Origin of the sequence: Brachybacterium sp. GCM10030267 (assembly GCF_042666875.1) — a bacterium.
Taxonomy (GTDB): domain Bacteria; phylum Actinomycetota; class Actinomycetes; order Actinomycetales; family Dermabacteraceae; genus Brachybacterium.
Genome location: NZ_JBHTCX010000008.1, coordinates 167,415 through 184,074, shown reverse-complemented (window position 1 = coordinate 184,074; position 16,660 = coordinate 167,415). Strand labels below are relative to the sequence as shown.

Sequence of the window (16,660 nt, the reverse complement as noted above, 5' to 3'; positions counted from 1 at the left end):
TGCCCGGCATCAAGCTGATCATCGACGGACGCAACATCACCACGGCCGAGAACTGGGCCGGCACCCCCCGCCTCGTCCTCGGCGACGGCTCCGCCTCCACCCACCAGCAGGACCAGGACTCCTGACCGTGCAGGCGAACCACCAAGCAGCACAGAGAGAACTCGACGCCGTGGACACGGCGGGAACGACAGGAGCATGAGTGTGGCGACCACGAACCTTCGGGCCGGACTGATCGGCCTGGGCATGATGGGACGCCATCACGCCCGCAACCTTCGATCGGTGGACGGCGTCGATCTCGTCGCCGTCGCCGATTCCTTCGGTGACCCGCACGGGGTAGCGGATGACCTGGAAGTCCTGCCGGACGTCGAGGCCCTGATCGCTGCCGGCATCGACTACGCCGTGGTCGCCGTGCCCACCCAGTTCCACCTCGACGTGGCACTGGCCCTCGCCGAGGCCAACGTGCACTGCATGATCGAGAAACCGCTCGCCTTCGACATCGGCGAGGCGGAGGAGATCGCCGGGGCCTTCGAGAAGGCCGGCCTGGTCGGCGCCGTCGGCTACATCGAGCGCTACAACCCGGCGCTGCAGGAGATGCGCAAGCGCATCGCGGATGGCCAGCTCGGAGAGATCTACCAGATCACCACCCGTCGGCAGGGCGCCTTCCCGGCGCGTATCCGGGACGTGGGCGTGGTCAAGGACCTAGCCACCCATGACCTTGATCTGACCGCCTGGGTCGCCGACTCGGAGTACGCCACAGTCGGCGCCACCTCCACACGGCGCAGCGGCCGCGACGACGAAGACATGGTCTCCATCGCCGGCCGCCTGGCCGACGACACGATCACCAACCATCTGGTGAACTGGCTGTCACCGTTGAAGGAGCGCATCACCGTGGTGACAGGGGAGAATGGTGCGCTGATCGGAGACACGATCAACGCCGACCTCACCTTCCACGCCAACGCCGAGACCTCCAACAACGAGTGGGAGTCGATCGCATCGTTCCGCGGAGTCAGCGAGGGCGACTCGATCCGCTACTCGCTGCAGCGCAAGGAGCCTCTGCGCACCGAGCACGAGGCCTTGCGCGACGCCATCAACGGCGACGTCTCGAACATCGTCACGATGCGTGAGGGTCTCCACACGGTCCGTGTCGTCGAGGCCGTGCTGGAATCCGCCCGGGACCAGAGCATGGTGGAGATCGCACCGTCCCGCTGAGGGATCGCGGCAGGTCATCGCCTACGCTGAGCCCCTGCCCGCGATGACGACAGCCATCCAGGAGAGCGATGCCGGAACGACCAGGAGATCACGGGCGGCGGCGTGCTGGCTGGGTGGCCGGCGCGCTGATGACCGTGCTGCTCGTGGTGGCCGTGGTCCTGCTGGTCTGGCATCCACCCGCTGACCTCTCGCTCCCGAACGCCCCCGCCCCGAGCGACACGTCGGCCCCCATGGACGACGATCCGGTGGTCGCGCGGCAGACGGCGTCACTCACCGTCCCCGAGTCCCTCCGACTGCCGGCCCGGTCCTTCGAGGCGGAAGCCGGCCAGACGTATCTGGTTCAGTTCCGTGCCGCGATGGAGAAGCCACCGGGCTCCCAGGGATCCGCGATGTACTTCGGGGCGAGCCTCGCCTGCGGAGGAGGCCCGGACGGTGGCACGCTGCGGTCCGTCGGGGGGACGCAGAACGTCCGTACGGGGGAGCGGGTCGTCATCACGAACCAGTTCCTGCTCAAGGTCGAGCACACCGGCACGCACTCCTGTCGCCTCTCCGTGAACTCCCCGAACGCCGAAGCGGCGGCCGCGGGCGTCACCGCCGAGGTGGACTCGGTCTGGTTGGCCCACCGCGTCGAAGGGGAGGCGTTCGAGGCATCGGCGGAGGAGCGCCTACCCAGAGTCGTCGCTCCCAGAGAACGGGCGGCGGTCTTCCGGTTTACGCTGGATCACGAGGGAGATCCCGCGGTTCCCGAGCAGCTGCTGAGCACCGTGCACCTCACGGCTTGCACCATGGTCAACGGCTCCATCGAGGACGGGCAGGCATGGTGCGAGTCCGGGGAGACGGACGCCCGCGGCAGCTCCCTCGAGCTGACGTACCGCGAGGACGTGCTCCGCAGCGACGGCGAAGTCTGTTCCAGCCGGTTGCTCGCGTCGCACGACACGCAGATCGCGAGGCTCACCCACCATCAGGTCTTGGACACCACGCTCACTACGACCGATCCGCCCAGCAGCTGCGGCCCCACCGTGCGCTACGTGGTCGCGGTGGAGAACGCCGGGCCGGCTCCCGTGGTCGTGCACCGATCCAATACGACTCTCATCGTGCTGGCGGAGCAGTAGGGGGCACGGTGACCTGGTCGCGGGCAGGTGGGGTCGGGTTAGGGGCAGGTGGACAATCTGCGATCATGGAGCCCAGACGTCGTCGGCGAACGGCACCGAGCTACCGAGGAGTTTCCGTGGGGTTGAGAAGCTTCCGGTTGGGGTTCATCTGCGCTGAGCGCGCGCACGACTTCGCCGATTCACGCCCTGTCGCTGGATGGAACTGCGTGCTGACCCCCCACTACAAGGTCTTCGTGCATCCTGAGGCGGACGTGCACCGGATGGAGAACCGAGACGGTCGGGTGGTCCTCGCCATCGGCGACATCTTCGTCGCTCACGGGGAACTGACGGTGCCGGATTGCCTCTTTCGCCTCGCTGCCGGCGACCGCCGGGTGCTCGACGACCTCTCTGGCCGGTTCGCCGTGTTCGTATTCGACGGTGTCGAAGGCCGCCTCGTCCACGACCCGCTCGGTTCGCAGTCGGTGTTCTATTTGCCGGAGACGTTCGGCCCCGTGGCTTCCCATGCGGCCTTGTTGGCGCAGTGCGAGGGTCTCGCCGTATCCGCGAGGATGTCGCAGTACATGCGCACCGACGAATACCGTGACCGGTCCACCCGGTTCCTGCCGGGAGACCTCACGGTCTTCGATGAGGTGAAGCACCTCATCCCCAATAATGAACTGGATCTCCGGACCGGCACCACTGCCAGGTACTGGCCGTGGCGAGAAGCCCGAGCCACAGATTTCGAGCAGCTCCTAGCGGTATGGGACGAATACTTTGCGAGCTATGTGTCGTTCCTCAACGATCGCTACACCCCGGTGATCGGTCTGACCGGCGGCGTCGATTCCCGCAGCGTCATCGCGACGCTCCGAGCTCTCGGCCTGGACGCGCGCTTCGTGACATGGGATGCGATGGGCGCTGACGAGGCCGCCCGGATCCCGAAGCTCGTGGAGCATCTCGCCGCTCCGCATCGGTGGATCCGGATGTCCGAGCGCCAGAACCTCGCCGATCTGGAGGAGATCCGGTCTGCGGCGCGGGAGGCCGCGGGATTCACCCGGGGATCACCGGTTCTGCCGGCGCAGATGGGAGAAGGCGCTGATCCGCGGGACGTGTTCGTGAAGGGACTCGGGGGAGAGGTGCTCCGCGGGCCGTTCAATTCCCGCCACAAGGCCTATCTGCCAGCGGATCCGCTGGAGCTGGCGTATGCGCTCTTCGCCGGTCCGGTCCGGCACCGAGCGGGGGCGCTCTACTCCACGGTCACCCGGCAGGCGATCAACGGGTATCTGAAGCGTGCCAACTATGCTGCCGACCTCCATGGAGCCGACGTGGGCGATCTCGTGTACTGGGAGCAACGAATGGGCACCTGGACGTCCGTCCAGCACGCGGAGCTAGCGACGACGATGCATTCCCACTCGGCGATGAACAGCCGGAGGTTGTTCGAGGCAGCTTGGGGCCTGCCCGTCGACGAACGCTTCGGGAAGGAACTGCTCGTGCGGATCATGAGGCATTACGATCCCGCGCTCGCCGCCTTGTGATCGGCGCGCACCGTCTCGATCATCCGCTCCAGACGCCCGATCGGATCTTCTCGAGGCGAGCGACGTGGTCCGGAATGGCATCGAGGACGTACGCCATGTTCAGAGTGGTCTCATGCGCGGAATTGCCCTGCCCGTTATGCACCGCACGTTCCACGGAGAGCATCTTGGCGCGGTCGAACCATCGTTGCCACGCACTCCGCTCGTGCAGAAGACGCTCCATGGACCCCGGCGACGTCTGCCACGTGCGGATCGCCTGAGGCTTCATCGCCGTGGTCGTCTCCTGGTGGGTCGCCTTGTAGTAGGGAATCAGCTCCCACTGCGGGACGAGAGCCCGCGACAGCGCCTTCTGCATCACGCGGTCCAGGCGCTCCTCCGGCGTGAGGTCGACCGCGGCCCGCACGAACACGGGGTTCAGGAGGAGCGTCAGGGAGGTGGAACCCAGCTGTGCATTGACCCAGCGACGAAACTTCGAGGTCATCTGGAACACGTTCAACGCCGTGGCATCGTGCTGCCCAAGGTACTCCGTGAAGGACTTCTGCGACGCGAAGAAGGCGAGTGCGGACTCCCGCGTCGACGGGGCTTGCAGCTTGTGCGGGAATGCCGCCTCCAGGCGGTCGAGCGGATGGTCGAGCTCGCGGACGGCCGCAAGCATGGTGTGATCGGGGTAGTGGATGCCGTGCATCACCTCCCCGTTCGCCCCGCCGATGGCGAGACGGGCAACAGCGGGGGGTCGCTGGACCGGGGCGCGCAGCTTGGCCGGAGCGAAGTCTCCGTCCCACATCAGCATCGCGGTGCTCAGGCGGTCCTCTATGGAGTACTGGGAGAGCTTGCGGGGATTGGGCTTCGTGACTTTGTGGGTGAGCCCACGCTCCTCCATGGACCGCTCGTTCTCGAGCGCCTCGACCAGCTGTGTGGCGATCTCGACCTCGCCCGGCAGCGTGCCGATCGTCTGGAGCGTTGCGGGCCGGCCACCGGCGATCCACGCGGCAGCGGTGACCCGGGAGTCCTGCCCACCGGACAGGTGGACGGTGGGAGGGAGCTTGGCGATCGCGCCACTGTTGCTCGTGAGGTGTGCCAACGCCGCGGCGACCTCGTCGTAGTCGATGCGTGGCTCCCGCGCACCGAAGTGCTCCGCGGGGTCCGAGTAGCGGCGATTGTGAACGTCATCGTGCTGCCCCACGGCGATCACCTCGGCGGGGCCCAGTCGGCGGACCGACGTGATGGGAGACCGGTCCTCCGGCCAGAATCCGAGCTGCGCGAGGACGTCGGTCCCGTAGCCGTCGACGAGGAGCTCATGGTCGGCGAACAGGGAGACCATACCGATGTGATTGCCAACGGCCAGGAAGTGCTCGTTCTCGACGACGTAGCACCGCCCGAAACCGAAGATGTCATTCCAGGCCTCGAAGCCGCCGTCCTCTCGGAGGCTGATGCCGAAGTATCCCGGGTGGATCGTTCGTCGAGCGGAGTCTTCGCGGGTGGTGGCCAGTGCCCACTCGGCCCAGCGGTCGGCGGGGACCTCTTGCGTGAAGGAGACCGGCGGCTGGGAGACGCTCACCACCGAGTGCTGATCGGAGAGCCACGTGGGGACATCCCAGGTGCCTTCCACGTTGCGCGCATTCACGACAGCGCGCCGTTCGGTGACCTTGGTGCTTGCGTTCGTCATGTCGAATGCCTCGCCGCCCAGATCCAGGGCGTGCTCCCATAGTCGGGGCAGCATGTGGCGACCTCGGTCGGAGAGTGCGGCGACGCCGACAGTGATGTTCATGTGCTCATCTCTCGTAACAAGCGGTTCTCCAGATGGAGATCAGCGATCGAAGGGAAGCAGGCGTTGACGTGCGCGTGGGGTGTGGGCCTACAGCTCATCGTAGACACGACGCATGACGTCGCTGTACGTCTCGTTGTCCACGGAACGGTGGCCCGGGCCGAGGTCGACGGAGCTGGTCGAGAAGCGGTGGGAGAGCCCTGCCGCCTCGTAGGCGTTGCGCAGCGGCTTTTCATGATTGGTGACATGGAGAACGTCGCCCGAGTTGGAGAGGAGATGGACGCGCGGGTACGTCTTTCGCGCGGCGAAGCGCTCCGGGACGCTGATGCGTGCGTCCTCCACGTTCAGGTCCTCGAGCCGACGGATGCCGAGCGCGGGCTCGATGGCCAATGCCACCAGTCGCGGCGAATAGTCCCGCAGGTCCGACTGGGGGCTCATCGCGACGACGGTCGAGTCCGGCAGGTGGGAGCCGACCTGGAGCGCGGCGAACCCGCCTCCGGAGCTGCCGACCAGAACGACCTGGGCCGCGCCGATGCTTTCGGCGATTTGCTGGATGATCCCGGCGATCGACGGAACGATCTCCTGGCGTTCGGTGCCCAGATACCACCCGAGCCGCATGGAGCTCGCGAGGTCCAAGGTGGGGTCCGCGACGGCGAGGGTCGGCCCGGCGTTCATCTCCGTCTGGTGCCGCCACCTCAGGAAGAGGGGGAGTCGGATCCGTCCTCGGTCCATGGCGCCCTGGAAGAGCACTGTCAGCGTGCTGCCGGGGGCGGGATCCAGGGCAAGGGGGAGGACCTGGGGTCCCAGCTGGACGGTGTGGATCTCGGCCTCGGTCGGGCGCTCGGTGAGTCGGAACGTCTCGGCGTGGTGGAGGAGCGGCATTGGGTAGAACGTCGGGCGCCACAGGGAGTCCGAAGACCAGTTGACCAGCGCTGTTCGGTGGGGCTCGATCTTCTTCGGGTCTACGCGCCCACGGACCGTCTGTTGCAGGTCGGTGACCGCAGCCGTCACACCCAAATCGATGTCGCCGGTGAGGCCGCGTTCGAGGGCCTCCTTCTGCAAGTCGGCGGCGAGCTCGGCGCGGCGGGCAGGAGGCATCTCGGTCGCAGACCTCCGGGCCTCCGTCAGCAGACGAAAGACTTCACCGCGGCTTCTCGGATCGAGATGGTGAGCGCGACCGCTCACCGTCGGCTTCACCGGATGCGCCTCGCCGCCGGCCGGCTCGATCTCTTCGGTTGGGGGCTCGTCGGGGAACCAGACACCCTCTCGCTCCACGACGATGTATTCGTTGAGGCGACCCGTCGAGACCTGGAGGCAGAAGCCGGGCACGGTCGCCGGAACCGTGGTCGCGGTCGGGTACGCGCCGGTGCCGGCTCCCAGGACGGTGATGAAGCGGAAGTTCGTCCCGCTCTTGCTGGCGTTGACCACGGTCGCTTCGGTCTTCTGCTTCCAGCCGGTGGCCACCCAGCCGTCGAAGGGGCTGTTCTGCGCTCGGAGCTGCGACAGCTGTGTCGCGGTGCCGACGAAGCTCAGAGCTGCCTTGTGCGAACCGGACGTCAGCTCGGCGCGATGGCGGGAGATCTCGGCGTCGACGCCCGGTCCCAGCTGCCACCGCTGGATCGCGGTGACGGGCTGGTTCGACCGGACGTGGTCGACGATGACCAGGTAGTCGCCGTGCGTCGAGTAGATGACCCGTCGCGTGAGGGAGACGCCCGCAAAACTGTTGTCGCTGAAGAGGAAGTCGTAGGCACGGTCGGTGACCGTCCGGCGAGTGAGTTCCACGGCGGCACCCTTGCGGGGCGTACGGCCTTCGATCGACGCCAGGCTGTGGGCGGTGCGGGAGACGAAATGCTTGCGGGGGATGCTGTAGCCGTATTGGAACTTCCCGGGATCGACGATCCAGTTGACGGTGTCCGCGCTGAAGGTGAGGGAACCTCCGTCGGGGTGACCGTGGACGCGGTCAGACTTCCCGAAGCTGACGGAGAAGAAGGTCTCCTGGTCGAGGTTCTTCTCCGTCTCGCCCCAGCCGCTGCGCGCGAAGAGATATCCGCGGTCGTAGATCTTCAGGAGGTCGGCCGGGGGCTCGCCCTCGGCCCCTCCCGTGGTGACGTAGTCGGTGTAGGGCGAGTTCACATTCCGTGCCGAGCCACCGTCGGTGTCGCCGATCGGGACGAGGGTGCCGTCCGGGCGCGTGGCGTGGGCGATCTCCTCGGGGGCGCGCGCGTGACGTGCGGCTGCGCTCGGGCGCGGAACGCCCTCGACATCAAACCTCTTCAGCGCGCGCTCGTACCAGAGGTAGTTGTTGTAGTGGTACGCCACGGCGCCCTCACCATTGACGCCCTGCTCGTCGTACTCCTCGTTCAGCAGCTGGTCGAAACGGGAGATGGCGAGTTCGGTGAAGGTCTCGTCCCGAAGGATGCGCCCGCACACGAAGAGCGCCTCATGCTGGTGCATGGCATGGTTCGCCTTGCCCAGGTTCGCGGGGTCCGCCATGAACTCCGCGTGATCACGGATGGTCGCCTCGAGCCATCCCAGGTCCTCGGGAGAGCGGTCCCGGATCAGTGGCGCCGCGAGGCAGAACTGGATGACGCGGATCCCTTCGACCATGTCGCGCCAGACCCATTCATGGGCGGGCTTCTCGCGCGGATTGCTCCGCACCCAGTCCTTCACGTAGCGCAGCCACATCGCGAAGGCGTCGTCGTCACCCTGTGCAGCCGCCCGGCGGAGCGGATCCAGCCATCGCAACATGTGGTACTGGTTCTGCCAGTTCACGTCGTCGAAGGGATCGGCGGCCCAGTCGATGGTCTCCGGAAGCTGCCACTCGGGGTGCGGCGTCATCGTCAGCCGTCCTGCAAGCAGCTTCTTCACCGTCGCTGCCTGGTAGGACGTGCCGAATGCTTGCCGCTCGGAGACGGCGAAGTCGAGACTCATCGGGGTCGGGCCTCCGGGGATAGGCGAACCGCGCCCACGACGTCGTGGGCGGGGTCCAGGGTCGTCAGTCGGTTAGTTCGGCTCAGTCGGTCAGTTCGGCGTAGGCGTCTGCGATGATCGTGGCCAGCTGCTTCCAGTCGCGATGGGTCTCCACCCATTCACGGGACTGGGCGCCGATCGTACGGGTCAGCTCCTTGTCGTCGAGAAGCCGGGTGAGCTGCTCGATGAGCGACTCGACGCTGCCCTTCTCGTGCAGGAAGCCGTTGAGCCCCGGCGTGATGATCTCCTTCAGCGCCGCGACGTCGGAGGCCACGATGGCCTTGCCCATCGCCATGGCCTCGAAGGGCTTCAGCGGGGAGACCATCTCACACACCGGCAGCGGCAGCCGCGGGAACGGCGTGATGTCGACGAGCGAGTAGTAGTTCTCGACCTCCTCGTGCGGCACGCGGCCGGTGAAGGTGATGACGTGGTCGAGCTCGTGTTCCTGCACCCACGCCGTGAAGCGTTCGAGCTCCGCGCCGTCGCCGACGATGAGGACATGGAAGTCCTCGCGGGTGCGGTTCAGGACCTCGGCGGCCTCGAGGATCAGTTCGATCCCCTCGTAGTCGAGCACCGAGCCCACGTAGCCGATCACGGTCTTGCCGGCCACGCCGAGCGCGGAGGCCAGCTCCTCGTCACGGGAGATCGGGGTGAAGCGGGAGGTGTCCACGCCGTTGGGCACCACGCGGATCTTCTCCGCGTCGACACCCCGGGAGATCATCTCCTCGCGCAGCGCCTCGGTGATGGTGAAGACCCTCGTCGCGCCCTTGGCGGCGTCGGCCTCCATGCGTGCGATGTACTGGAACATGTTGCTGCGTGCCCACTCGGGGTTCCGCGAGCCGCGCGTGACCTCCCAGAGCCCGCGCACCTCGTAGATCGAGGGAAGGCCCAGCAGGCGCGCCGTCTTCACAGCGGTGAGGCCGTTCCAGTGATTCGACGCCGCATGGAGGATCGCGGGCCGTTCGCGCTTCGCGAGGTCCAGTAGGGCTCCCGAATACCGCTCCGTGTAGTGGAACAGAGGGTTCTTCTTCTCGATCTCGCGGCTGCGCAGCAGGCGGCGGTAGTCGACGTTCCCAACCACCTCGTGCATGGGCACATCGGGGATCTCGGCCTTGCCGGGCATGTCGTACGGGTACCCCAGGCGGGTCACACCGTCGACATCCCAGCCGATGTGGTTGAGCTCCGAGAGCAGCCCGTGGGTGCGGGTCGCGTAGCCGGCGGAGTTGTGCGGCAGGGAGTTGTGCAGGAGGTAGAAGACCCGATGCTGCTCGGCCTGGTACGCCGGGGTCTTTCGCATCGCGGGGAAGGGGAAGCCGGTCTTGCCGAGCTGGTAGTTGCTCACGGCATTGCGCTGCACCTCGTTCTCGAGGTTCTTCGCCCAGGAGTCGTTCGGGAGGAGCGTGCGGTAGGCCCGCAGGTACTCGATGAGCTGCTTCTGCTTGCCGGCGGCGCGGGCACGACGGATCGCTCGCCGCAGCGCGTTCATCGGCACCGCGCGCGGGTCGGCGTCCTTCAGCAGCGCGGAGGCCACCGTGCGGTTCCCCCGGGCGAGCGCCACGGTCAGGTGAGCGCGCAGGAGATCGTTCGCGCCGAGCCCGCGCCCCGCTGCGGCCAGGATCTCCTCGGAGAACGACTTCTCGGCATAGGCCGCGTTGAGGGCGAGAATTGCCTGGTTCACGGGATCGCTCGAAGCCGCGACAGCGTCCAGCGCCCGGTCGAGCTGATGTGGGATCGCGTAGTCCAGGGCGGCGCGATGCGCCTCCGGGTGGCCCGACAGATCCTCTTCCAGGCGGCGGAGCGCCCACGCGCTGCGGGCGGTGGGAAGGTCGAGCTCGCGGACCAGCTCGAGATAGAGCTCGAGGGCATCGATCTGTGCGCCGTTGCGGGCCAGGGCCAGCCCAAGCACCTCCTCGGCGGTGCTGCCGCGCGACTTCCGGATTAGGAAGCGCGCGTACTCGAGCATCACGGCGTCGTCGAAGCCGGAGGCCGCGGACGCCTCACGGAAAGCCGCGAGAGCGGTCTCGGGCCGGTCGGGGCGCTCGGCTGCCGCGCGGGCCTCCTTCAGGGCTTCCACCGTACGGGTCTCGTTCACGGCGTCGGCCGCGTGAGCCTCCGACAGCGTGGCCGGCCCGGGCGCAGCTGTCGTCCCGCGGGCGGCGGCACGGAGTCGTCGGTACCTGTTCGAGATGCCCACGTTCACCGCCACAGCCCCTTGGTGTCGATGACGATCTTCTCCCGCAGGAGCTCGCGGTCGAGCTCCTTGAAGGGGTCGTGGTCCACCAGCAGGAGGACGATGTCAGCGCGCTCAAGGGCCGAGTCGAGCTCGGCCAGCTCGACGTTGTCGCGCTCGGCCAGCTCCTTCGGGAGCTCCTCGACGTTGGGCTCGACCACGAGCACGGTGCCGTCGGTGAGCTTCTCGGCGAGATCGCCGACGATGGTGCGGCTGGGAGACTCGCGCAGGTCGTCGATGTTCGCCTTGAAGGCGATGCCGAGGGCGGCGACGGTGGGGTCCTTGAAGCGGTCCGCCTTCTCCAGGACCTTTTCGAGCACGAGCTGGGGCTTGGAGTCGTTGACCTCGCGAGCCGTGCGGATCAGGTTCGAGAACTCGCGGTCCGCCGAAACGATGAACCACGGGTCCACGGCGATACAGTGGCCGCCGACGCCCGGGCCGGGCTGGAGGATGTTCACGCGCGGGTGGTGGTTAGCGAGCTCGATGAGCTCCCACACGTCGATGCCCTGCCGGTCCGCGATGATCGACAGCTCGTTGGCGAAGGCGATGTTCACGTCGCGGAAGGCGTTCTCGGTCAGCTTCGCCATCTCCGCGGTGCGGGCGTCAGTGATGAGCAGGTCGCCCTTGCAGAAGCTCGCGTAGAGGTCACGGTTCAGCTCCGCGGCCTCCGGCGTCATGCCGCCGATGATGCGGTCGTTGTCGACCATCTCGATCATGATGCGGCCGGGCAGGACGCGCTCGGGGGCATGGGAGAAGTACAGGGAGCTGCGGAGGTTCGGCTCGAGGGTGAACTCGGGGCGGGCCTCGAGGATCACCTCGGCCATGCGCTCGGTCGCTCCGGGAGGGGCAGTCGACTCGAGCACGACCAGCTCACCGCCCGAGAGCTGGGGCGCGATGCCTCGGGCGGCGGCCTCGATGTAGGAGAGGTCGGCGTCGTGGTCACCGGTGAACGGGGTGGGGACCGAGACGATGTACGCGTCGGCCTCGGGGGTCTCGGTCTGGGCGGAGAGCTTGCCCTGGGCGACGACGCCCGCGACGACCGCCTCGAGCCCCTCCTCGACGAACGGCACCGTGCCGGCATTGATCGCGTCCACGTTGGCCTGCTTGACGTCGACGCCGATCACCGTCTTGCCGGCCTGGGCCAGCACCGCGGCGGTCGGCAGTCCGATGTAGCCGAGGCCGATCACGCTGACGGTGTCGAGGGGGACGTTCGGACTCATCAAGTTCTCCTGGGCGCGGGGACGGGGACGGGGACGTGGGGGACCCGAGGGCCTCGCTCACGGTATCGCCTCGACGTGTGACGAGGAACTAGGAGCGGCGTGGTTGTCGGCCAGGCAACACTTGATGGTTCGTGGACGGTCGGAGTGGTCGTCACCACGGTCGGGGGCGTGCTCGCGGTCACGAGACGGGCGCGTCGGCCCCGCCTCCGTCCGACGGCGCGGGCGACGGCGCGTCGGCCGCATCGAGCTTCAGCATCGTGACCGTCCCCGGGTCGCTCGGCACCGTGAGTGGCTGCGAGCGGGCAAGCGGGGCGCCGGCGAATTCCCCCGTGACGGGCACGGGATCCGCCAGCCGGCTGCGCGTCGCGTCGAGCGATTCGCCGGAGAGCCGGGACCCGAGCGTGAGCTCCCATCCGTTCGGGGCGATGGCCTCGGCGCCCTCCGGCGCGCTGATCTCGACCGGTCGCGTCATGTATGCACCGTTTGACGGATCTCGCAGGTCGACGATCATGATCGCCAGTTCGCCGTCGTCCCCCAGGACGGCGTGCACGGAGACCAGCCCGTCACCGCTGACCGTCGGGCTCAGCACCGTGCCCTCGGGGAGCCCGCCGAGCATCATGAGCGCCAGATAGCTCGTGCGGCCCTGGACGATCTTTCCCGGCTCCTCGAGGGTCCCGCGGGCGCAGATCGGGCTCATCGGGGCACCACCCTCGCAGGCCTTCAATGTCGAGTGGAAGGCGGTGCGCTCCACCCCGAGCTCGGTGAGCGTCATCGCGTAGTCCACGGTCCACAGTGCTTGGGCGTGGGTGCGGGAGGTGTCGTTGGCGCCAGGACACGAGGTCGGGCCGGTCTCCTCCATCCACAGCGGCAGGCCGTGCTGCTCTGCGACCTCGGCGCCCATCCCGACGATGCTGCGGGCGCGCTCGCGGATCGCGGGGGAGGTGAGATCCTCGACGGTGGGGTTCGCGATGGAGGACGCCGGCCCCTCGCAGTTCCACAGCGGGTACCAGTGCAGGCTCAGGGCCCGCTGGTTCGGGATGCCGGACTCGGCGAACGCGCGCCACCACGGCGCGTCGTAGGCGCCCGGCCCGGCGACCGGCAGACCCGGGGCCGCCGTCTCGAGGGCCGCGGAGTACTCGGTGAGCGAGCGCTGGTACGTCTCCGGGGTCCACGTCGCGTCGCGGACCGCGAGTTGGGGCTGGTTCGCGTGGAAGAACCCGTTGGGCTCATTGCCGATCGCGACCGCCAGCAGGCGATCCCCGAACGCCTTCTGGGCGTGGGCGGCCATGTCGGCTGCGCGCGCGGGGTCGTCGTGCCCGAGATCGAGGTCGATCGTCACGGTCGCGTCGACGTCTTCGGCGACCGCGGCGACGCGCTCAAGGTCTTCCGGGGTGACGGTCGCCTGGGCCCATTCCGGGGCGGGCTCGTCGGAGGAGGTCCACCACACGTGCCGGTCGATGCCGTTACCCCCGAAGCGCAGGGCAGGACTGCCCAGTTCGTCCAGGGTCAGGGCGAGGTTCGAGTCCTCCGAGTCCCACATCGGGGAGGCCAGCTCGCGGGCGTCGAAGCTGAGGCCGACGGTTCCGCCCGTGCGGGCGGCGCCGTCCTCGAGCACCAGCCGCGTCGAGACCGCGCTGCCCTGGGCGTCGGCCGGATCTGTCATCGTGAAGCCGCCAGGGGAGGGGTCGTGACCGGGGAGGAACAAGGTCTCGGAGTCCGGCGGCTGCAGGGCGGTCGTCGCTGTGCTTCCGGGGTCTGACGACGGCAGCGTCGGACGCAGGGCGAGAGCACCGATCACCAGGAGGAGGACGACGACGAGGGCCCCGGCCCCGCTCATGAGCCAACGGCGTCGAGTCATCTCGTCCCTCCCCCTGGTGCGCGGTGAGCCAGCCCCGCCCCCGGGGCACGACCACCAAGGATGGCAGAGCCGGAGACCGAGGCGGCCTCAAGTGAGCGATTCGCCTCTACTGCCGGTGTGAGGGGAAGGGCGGTCGTCTCAGGATCGGTGACCTATTCGTGGCGCAACGAGACGCGAGCCGGGAGGCGATCAGCGAGAATGCTCGTGTGGCAACAGAGCTGTTGAACGCGTCCCGGATGAACCGTGGCACGCTGCCGCCGGGTGCCGACGCTGATCACTTCATCCCCGCGCGGCACGCGGGCCTGTGGCACATCGACTCGGCCGTCGCCGAGTCCGTGATCGGGCTGCCTGCCGACGCCTCCGGGCAGCAGGGAGAATTCCTGGTCCTTCAGAGCACCACCGGCATGCAGATGTTCTTTCCGTACGGCTGCGACGGCGCCTCGTGCGGATACGTCCGCAAGCTGCTGGACGCTGTGACCGACGAGTGGAGCGAATGGTCGCCGTGGGAGCCGACCAGCGGAGACGACCTCACTGCCGTGGCGCAGCACGAGATCCGGCGCGCCCAGTTCACCAGCTTGATGGGAGGACTGGGCCTGCAGCTAATGCTGCACCCCTCCCAGCTCGACGCGACAGGGAACCTCTCGACGGCGCAGTTCCTTGAGGTTCTCGACTACATCGCCGCCATGCGCGACGCCGGCCTACTGGTCACTCTCTCACCGTACGAGATGCTGCTCGCCGACTCGACGTAGGTCGGCCTCTGCGAGCGGACGTTGGTGCCGCCGTTCTCGGAGACCGCTCCCTGACGGGTCATGCACAAGCTGGCGAGAGCACCGCTCGTCGGGGAGCCCGAGGCCGGGAGACCTCAAACCATCACATGGGCGTCGTTGCGCCCGAACCACGCCACATCGCCGGTCGCCAGCAGCTCCCGGTCGCTCGCGGACCACGCGTGGCCGCCCACCTCGCCGTGGCGCATCTGGGTGAAGTTGAAGCGGTCCGCGGAGTAGACGCGGCCACCCGCCGCGACGACGGCCTCGAGGAAACCGGTGTCCTCCCCACGGGAGACGTCCGCGAAGGGGTGGGTCACGAAGACGTCGCGGCCGGCGGTGACCGTCGGTCCCATCACCCGGTCGGTGAAGCGATGCTCCATCCAGGGAAAGCGCAGCAGCGTCGCATCGGTCCCGGCCAGATACATGTAGTGGGCGTGCTTGCCCACCACGTCGGCCCCGGAGAACTCGCGCGCCCGCAGCAGATCGTGCAGGTAGAACTGGCCGTAGAGGTCGTCGTCGTCCATCTTGGCCACGACCTCCCCCTCAGCCCGCTCGATCGCGGCGTTCAGGCACGCGCCGAGGCTCCAACTGCCGGGGGCCTCGAGGACCACCACGTTCTCGACGCCGAGCTCCCGCGTCCGCTCGGCGGTCGCAGCGGGGGACGCGAAGCCGTGGGTGACCAGCAGCAGCTGACGCTCCACGCCCGCTTGTCCGGCCACCTGGGAGACGAGATGTTCGAGCTGCTCGGGCCGGTTGGTCGCGGCCATGATGCTCACAGTCGGCAGACCCGCCCCGCCGGGCAATCCGATCTTCCCGGCCTTCCCCCCGAGGCCGACGGTATCGAGCACCTGGCGGGCGCGGTGGGTGTAGGTGTGCTCATGCCAGACGCGGCGCTGGGCGAGGTGCACGGTGCGGTCGCGCAGCTCGGGGGAGCGCACCAGCGCCCGCACCACCTGCGCGGCCTCCTCCCGTTCGCTGACCACGGGGACCTCGTCCTCGGTGAAGAACTCGCCGATGGCGGGGGAGGGGGCCGAGACCACGGGCGTGCCGGAGGCGGTGATCTCGAAGATCCGGCGGGCGCACATCGACGGGCTCGTGGTCACGGAGTTCACGTTGAGGAACACCTTGTACGCCTTGTAGGCGGTGAGCATCCGGTCGTAGCTGAGGGATCCCACGACGCGGTCGGCCAGCGCGCCGGGAAACTGGTAGCGCTCGTCGTCGCCGAGGAAACGGGAGAAGACCTCCAGGCCCTTGCCCATCCGCGCCGAGGCGTCCAGCGCCCCGCCGAGCAGCATGTCCATCTGCTCGCGGCGCTCGGGGAACTTGTGCGCGAAGTACATGCCGGCGAAGGCGACGTCGCGCGCCTGGTGGCCGTGCTTGAGGCGGATCGGGTTGTGCACCGCGGACTGCGCCGCGAACGGCAGCACCGCGACCCGGTCATGGCCCAGCTCCTGCCGGTAGCGCGGCAGGAGCGTCACGTCGGTGGTGAAGACCTGATCGAACAGCTTCGCGGTGGGCAGGAAGTCCTCGAAGTGCGGCGGATCCTCCTTGTTCCAGAAGACCGTGGGGATGGCGTGCTCCCGGCAGTGGTCCACGAGCTCGCGCAGCGGCTGAGTCGGGGCCTTCGAACCGGTGAGCTGGTACTGCCAGAGGTCCCGGTTGCCGTGCCAGGCGGACTCCACCAGCAGCAGGTCCACGGGAGTTTCGGAGAGCTGCTCACGCCACCGCTGCGGGGTGACGGCGACCGTCTCGAACTCGTGGCTCCAGGCGAGCATCGAGAAGTCGTCGAGAATCACCGCGGCACGCAGGCCGGTCAGGTGCGGGGCGCGCTCCGGGAGCTTCAGGGGTGGGAAGGACAGGCGCCCTTCACCGTCGAAGCTCCCCACGCCATCCCCCACTCCGTAGGTGACGGTGCGCCGACGCTGCTGCCACGTGCGCAGCTGGCTGATCCCGCCCTTGCGCAGATGCCACAGGCCGGTGCGGATGGTCTGCAGACGGGACGGGGACTGCGCGGGCATGGG

The 16,660-nt window shown here is 68.1% G+C and carries 10 protein-coding genes; 4 read left to right on the top strand and 6 right to left on the bottom strand.

The features are described 5' to 3' along the window. The first annotated feature begins 201 nt into the window (after positions 1-201). The 3 genes from ACFQS2_RS07665 (at position 202) to ACFQS2_RS07655 (ending at position 3,832) form a co-directional block, all read left to right on the top strand. Positions 202-1,209 carry a Gfo/Idh/MocA family protein gene (locus ACFQS2_RS07665; protein WP_377019273.1) on the top strand — a complete coding sequence of 336 codons (1,008 nt, stop codon included), beginning with the start codon at positions 202-204 and terminating at the stop codon, positions 1,207-1,209. Positions 1,210-1,277: 68 nt separating this feature from the next. Beyond that, entirely contained in the window at positions 1,278-2,321 is a 1,044-nt protein-coding gene (locus tag ACFQS2_RS07660; RefSeq protein WP_377793244.1) for a hypothetical protein, read from the top strand. Positions 2,322-2,527: 206 nt separating this feature from the next. Next, a complete protein-coding gene (locus ACFQS2_RS07655; RefSeq protein ID WP_377793243.1) occupies positions 2,528-3,832 on the top strand; it encodes an asparagine synthase-related protein in 1,305 nt (434 codons plus the stop codon). A 19-nt stretch (positions 3,833-3,851) separates the two neighbouring features. Here the strand turns inward: ACFQS2_RS07655 and ACFQS2_RS07650 are convergent, their stop codons facing one another. The 5 genes from ACFQS2_RS07650 to ACFQS2_RS07630 form a co-directional block, all read right to left on the bottom strand. Then, entirely contained in the window at positions 3,852-5,597 is a 1,746-nt protein-coding gene (locus ACFQS2_RS07650) for a hypothetical protein (protein ID WP_377793242.1), read from the bottom strand. Between the two features lie 87 nt (positions 5,598-5,684). Next, positions 5,685-8,525, bottom strand: coding sequence for a heparinase II/III family protein (locus ACFQS2_RS07645; protein WP_377793241.1), 2,841 nt, complete (start codon positions 8,523-8,525; stop codon positions 5,685-5,687). An 82-nt stretch (positions 8,526-8,607) separates the two neighbouring features. Further along, entirely contained in the window at positions 8,608-10,638 is a 2,031-nt protein-coding gene (locus ACFQS2_RS07640) for a glycosyltransferase (protein WP_377793240.1), read from the bottom strand. 122 nt (positions 10,639-10,760) lie between these two features. Next, a complete protein-coding gene (gene wecC, locus ACFQS2_RS07635; RefSeq protein WP_377793239.1) occupies positions 10,761-12,014 on the bottom strand; it encodes a UDP-N-acetyl-D-mannosamine dehydrogenase in 1,254 nt (417 codons plus the stop codon). Positions 12,015-12,192: 178 nt separating this feature from the next. Then, entirely contained in the window at positions 12,193-13,872 is a 1,680-nt protein-coding gene (locus ACFQS2_RS07630) for a hypothetical protein (protein ID WP_377793238.1), read from the bottom strand. A 206-nt stretch (positions 13,873-14,078) separates the two neighbouring features. Between ACFQS2_RS07630 and ACFQS2_RS07625 the strand changes: the two genes are divergently transcribed. Next, entirely contained in the window at positions 14,079-14,621 is a 543-nt protein-coding gene (locus tag ACFQS2_RS07625; RefSeq protein WP_377793237.1) for a hypothetical protein, read from the top strand. A gap of 113 nt (positions 14,622-14,734) precedes the next feature. Here ACFQS2_RS07625 and ACFQS2_RS07620 read toward each other — a convergent pair whose 3' ends face one another. Beyond that, positions 14,735-16,657 (bottom strand): glycosyltransferase, encoded by a 1,923-nt coding sequence (locus tag ACFQS2_RS07620; protein WP_377793236.1) that lies wholly within the window; start codon positions 16,655-16,657, stop codon positions 14,735-14,737. Positions 16,658-16,660 lie beyond the last annotated feature (3 nt).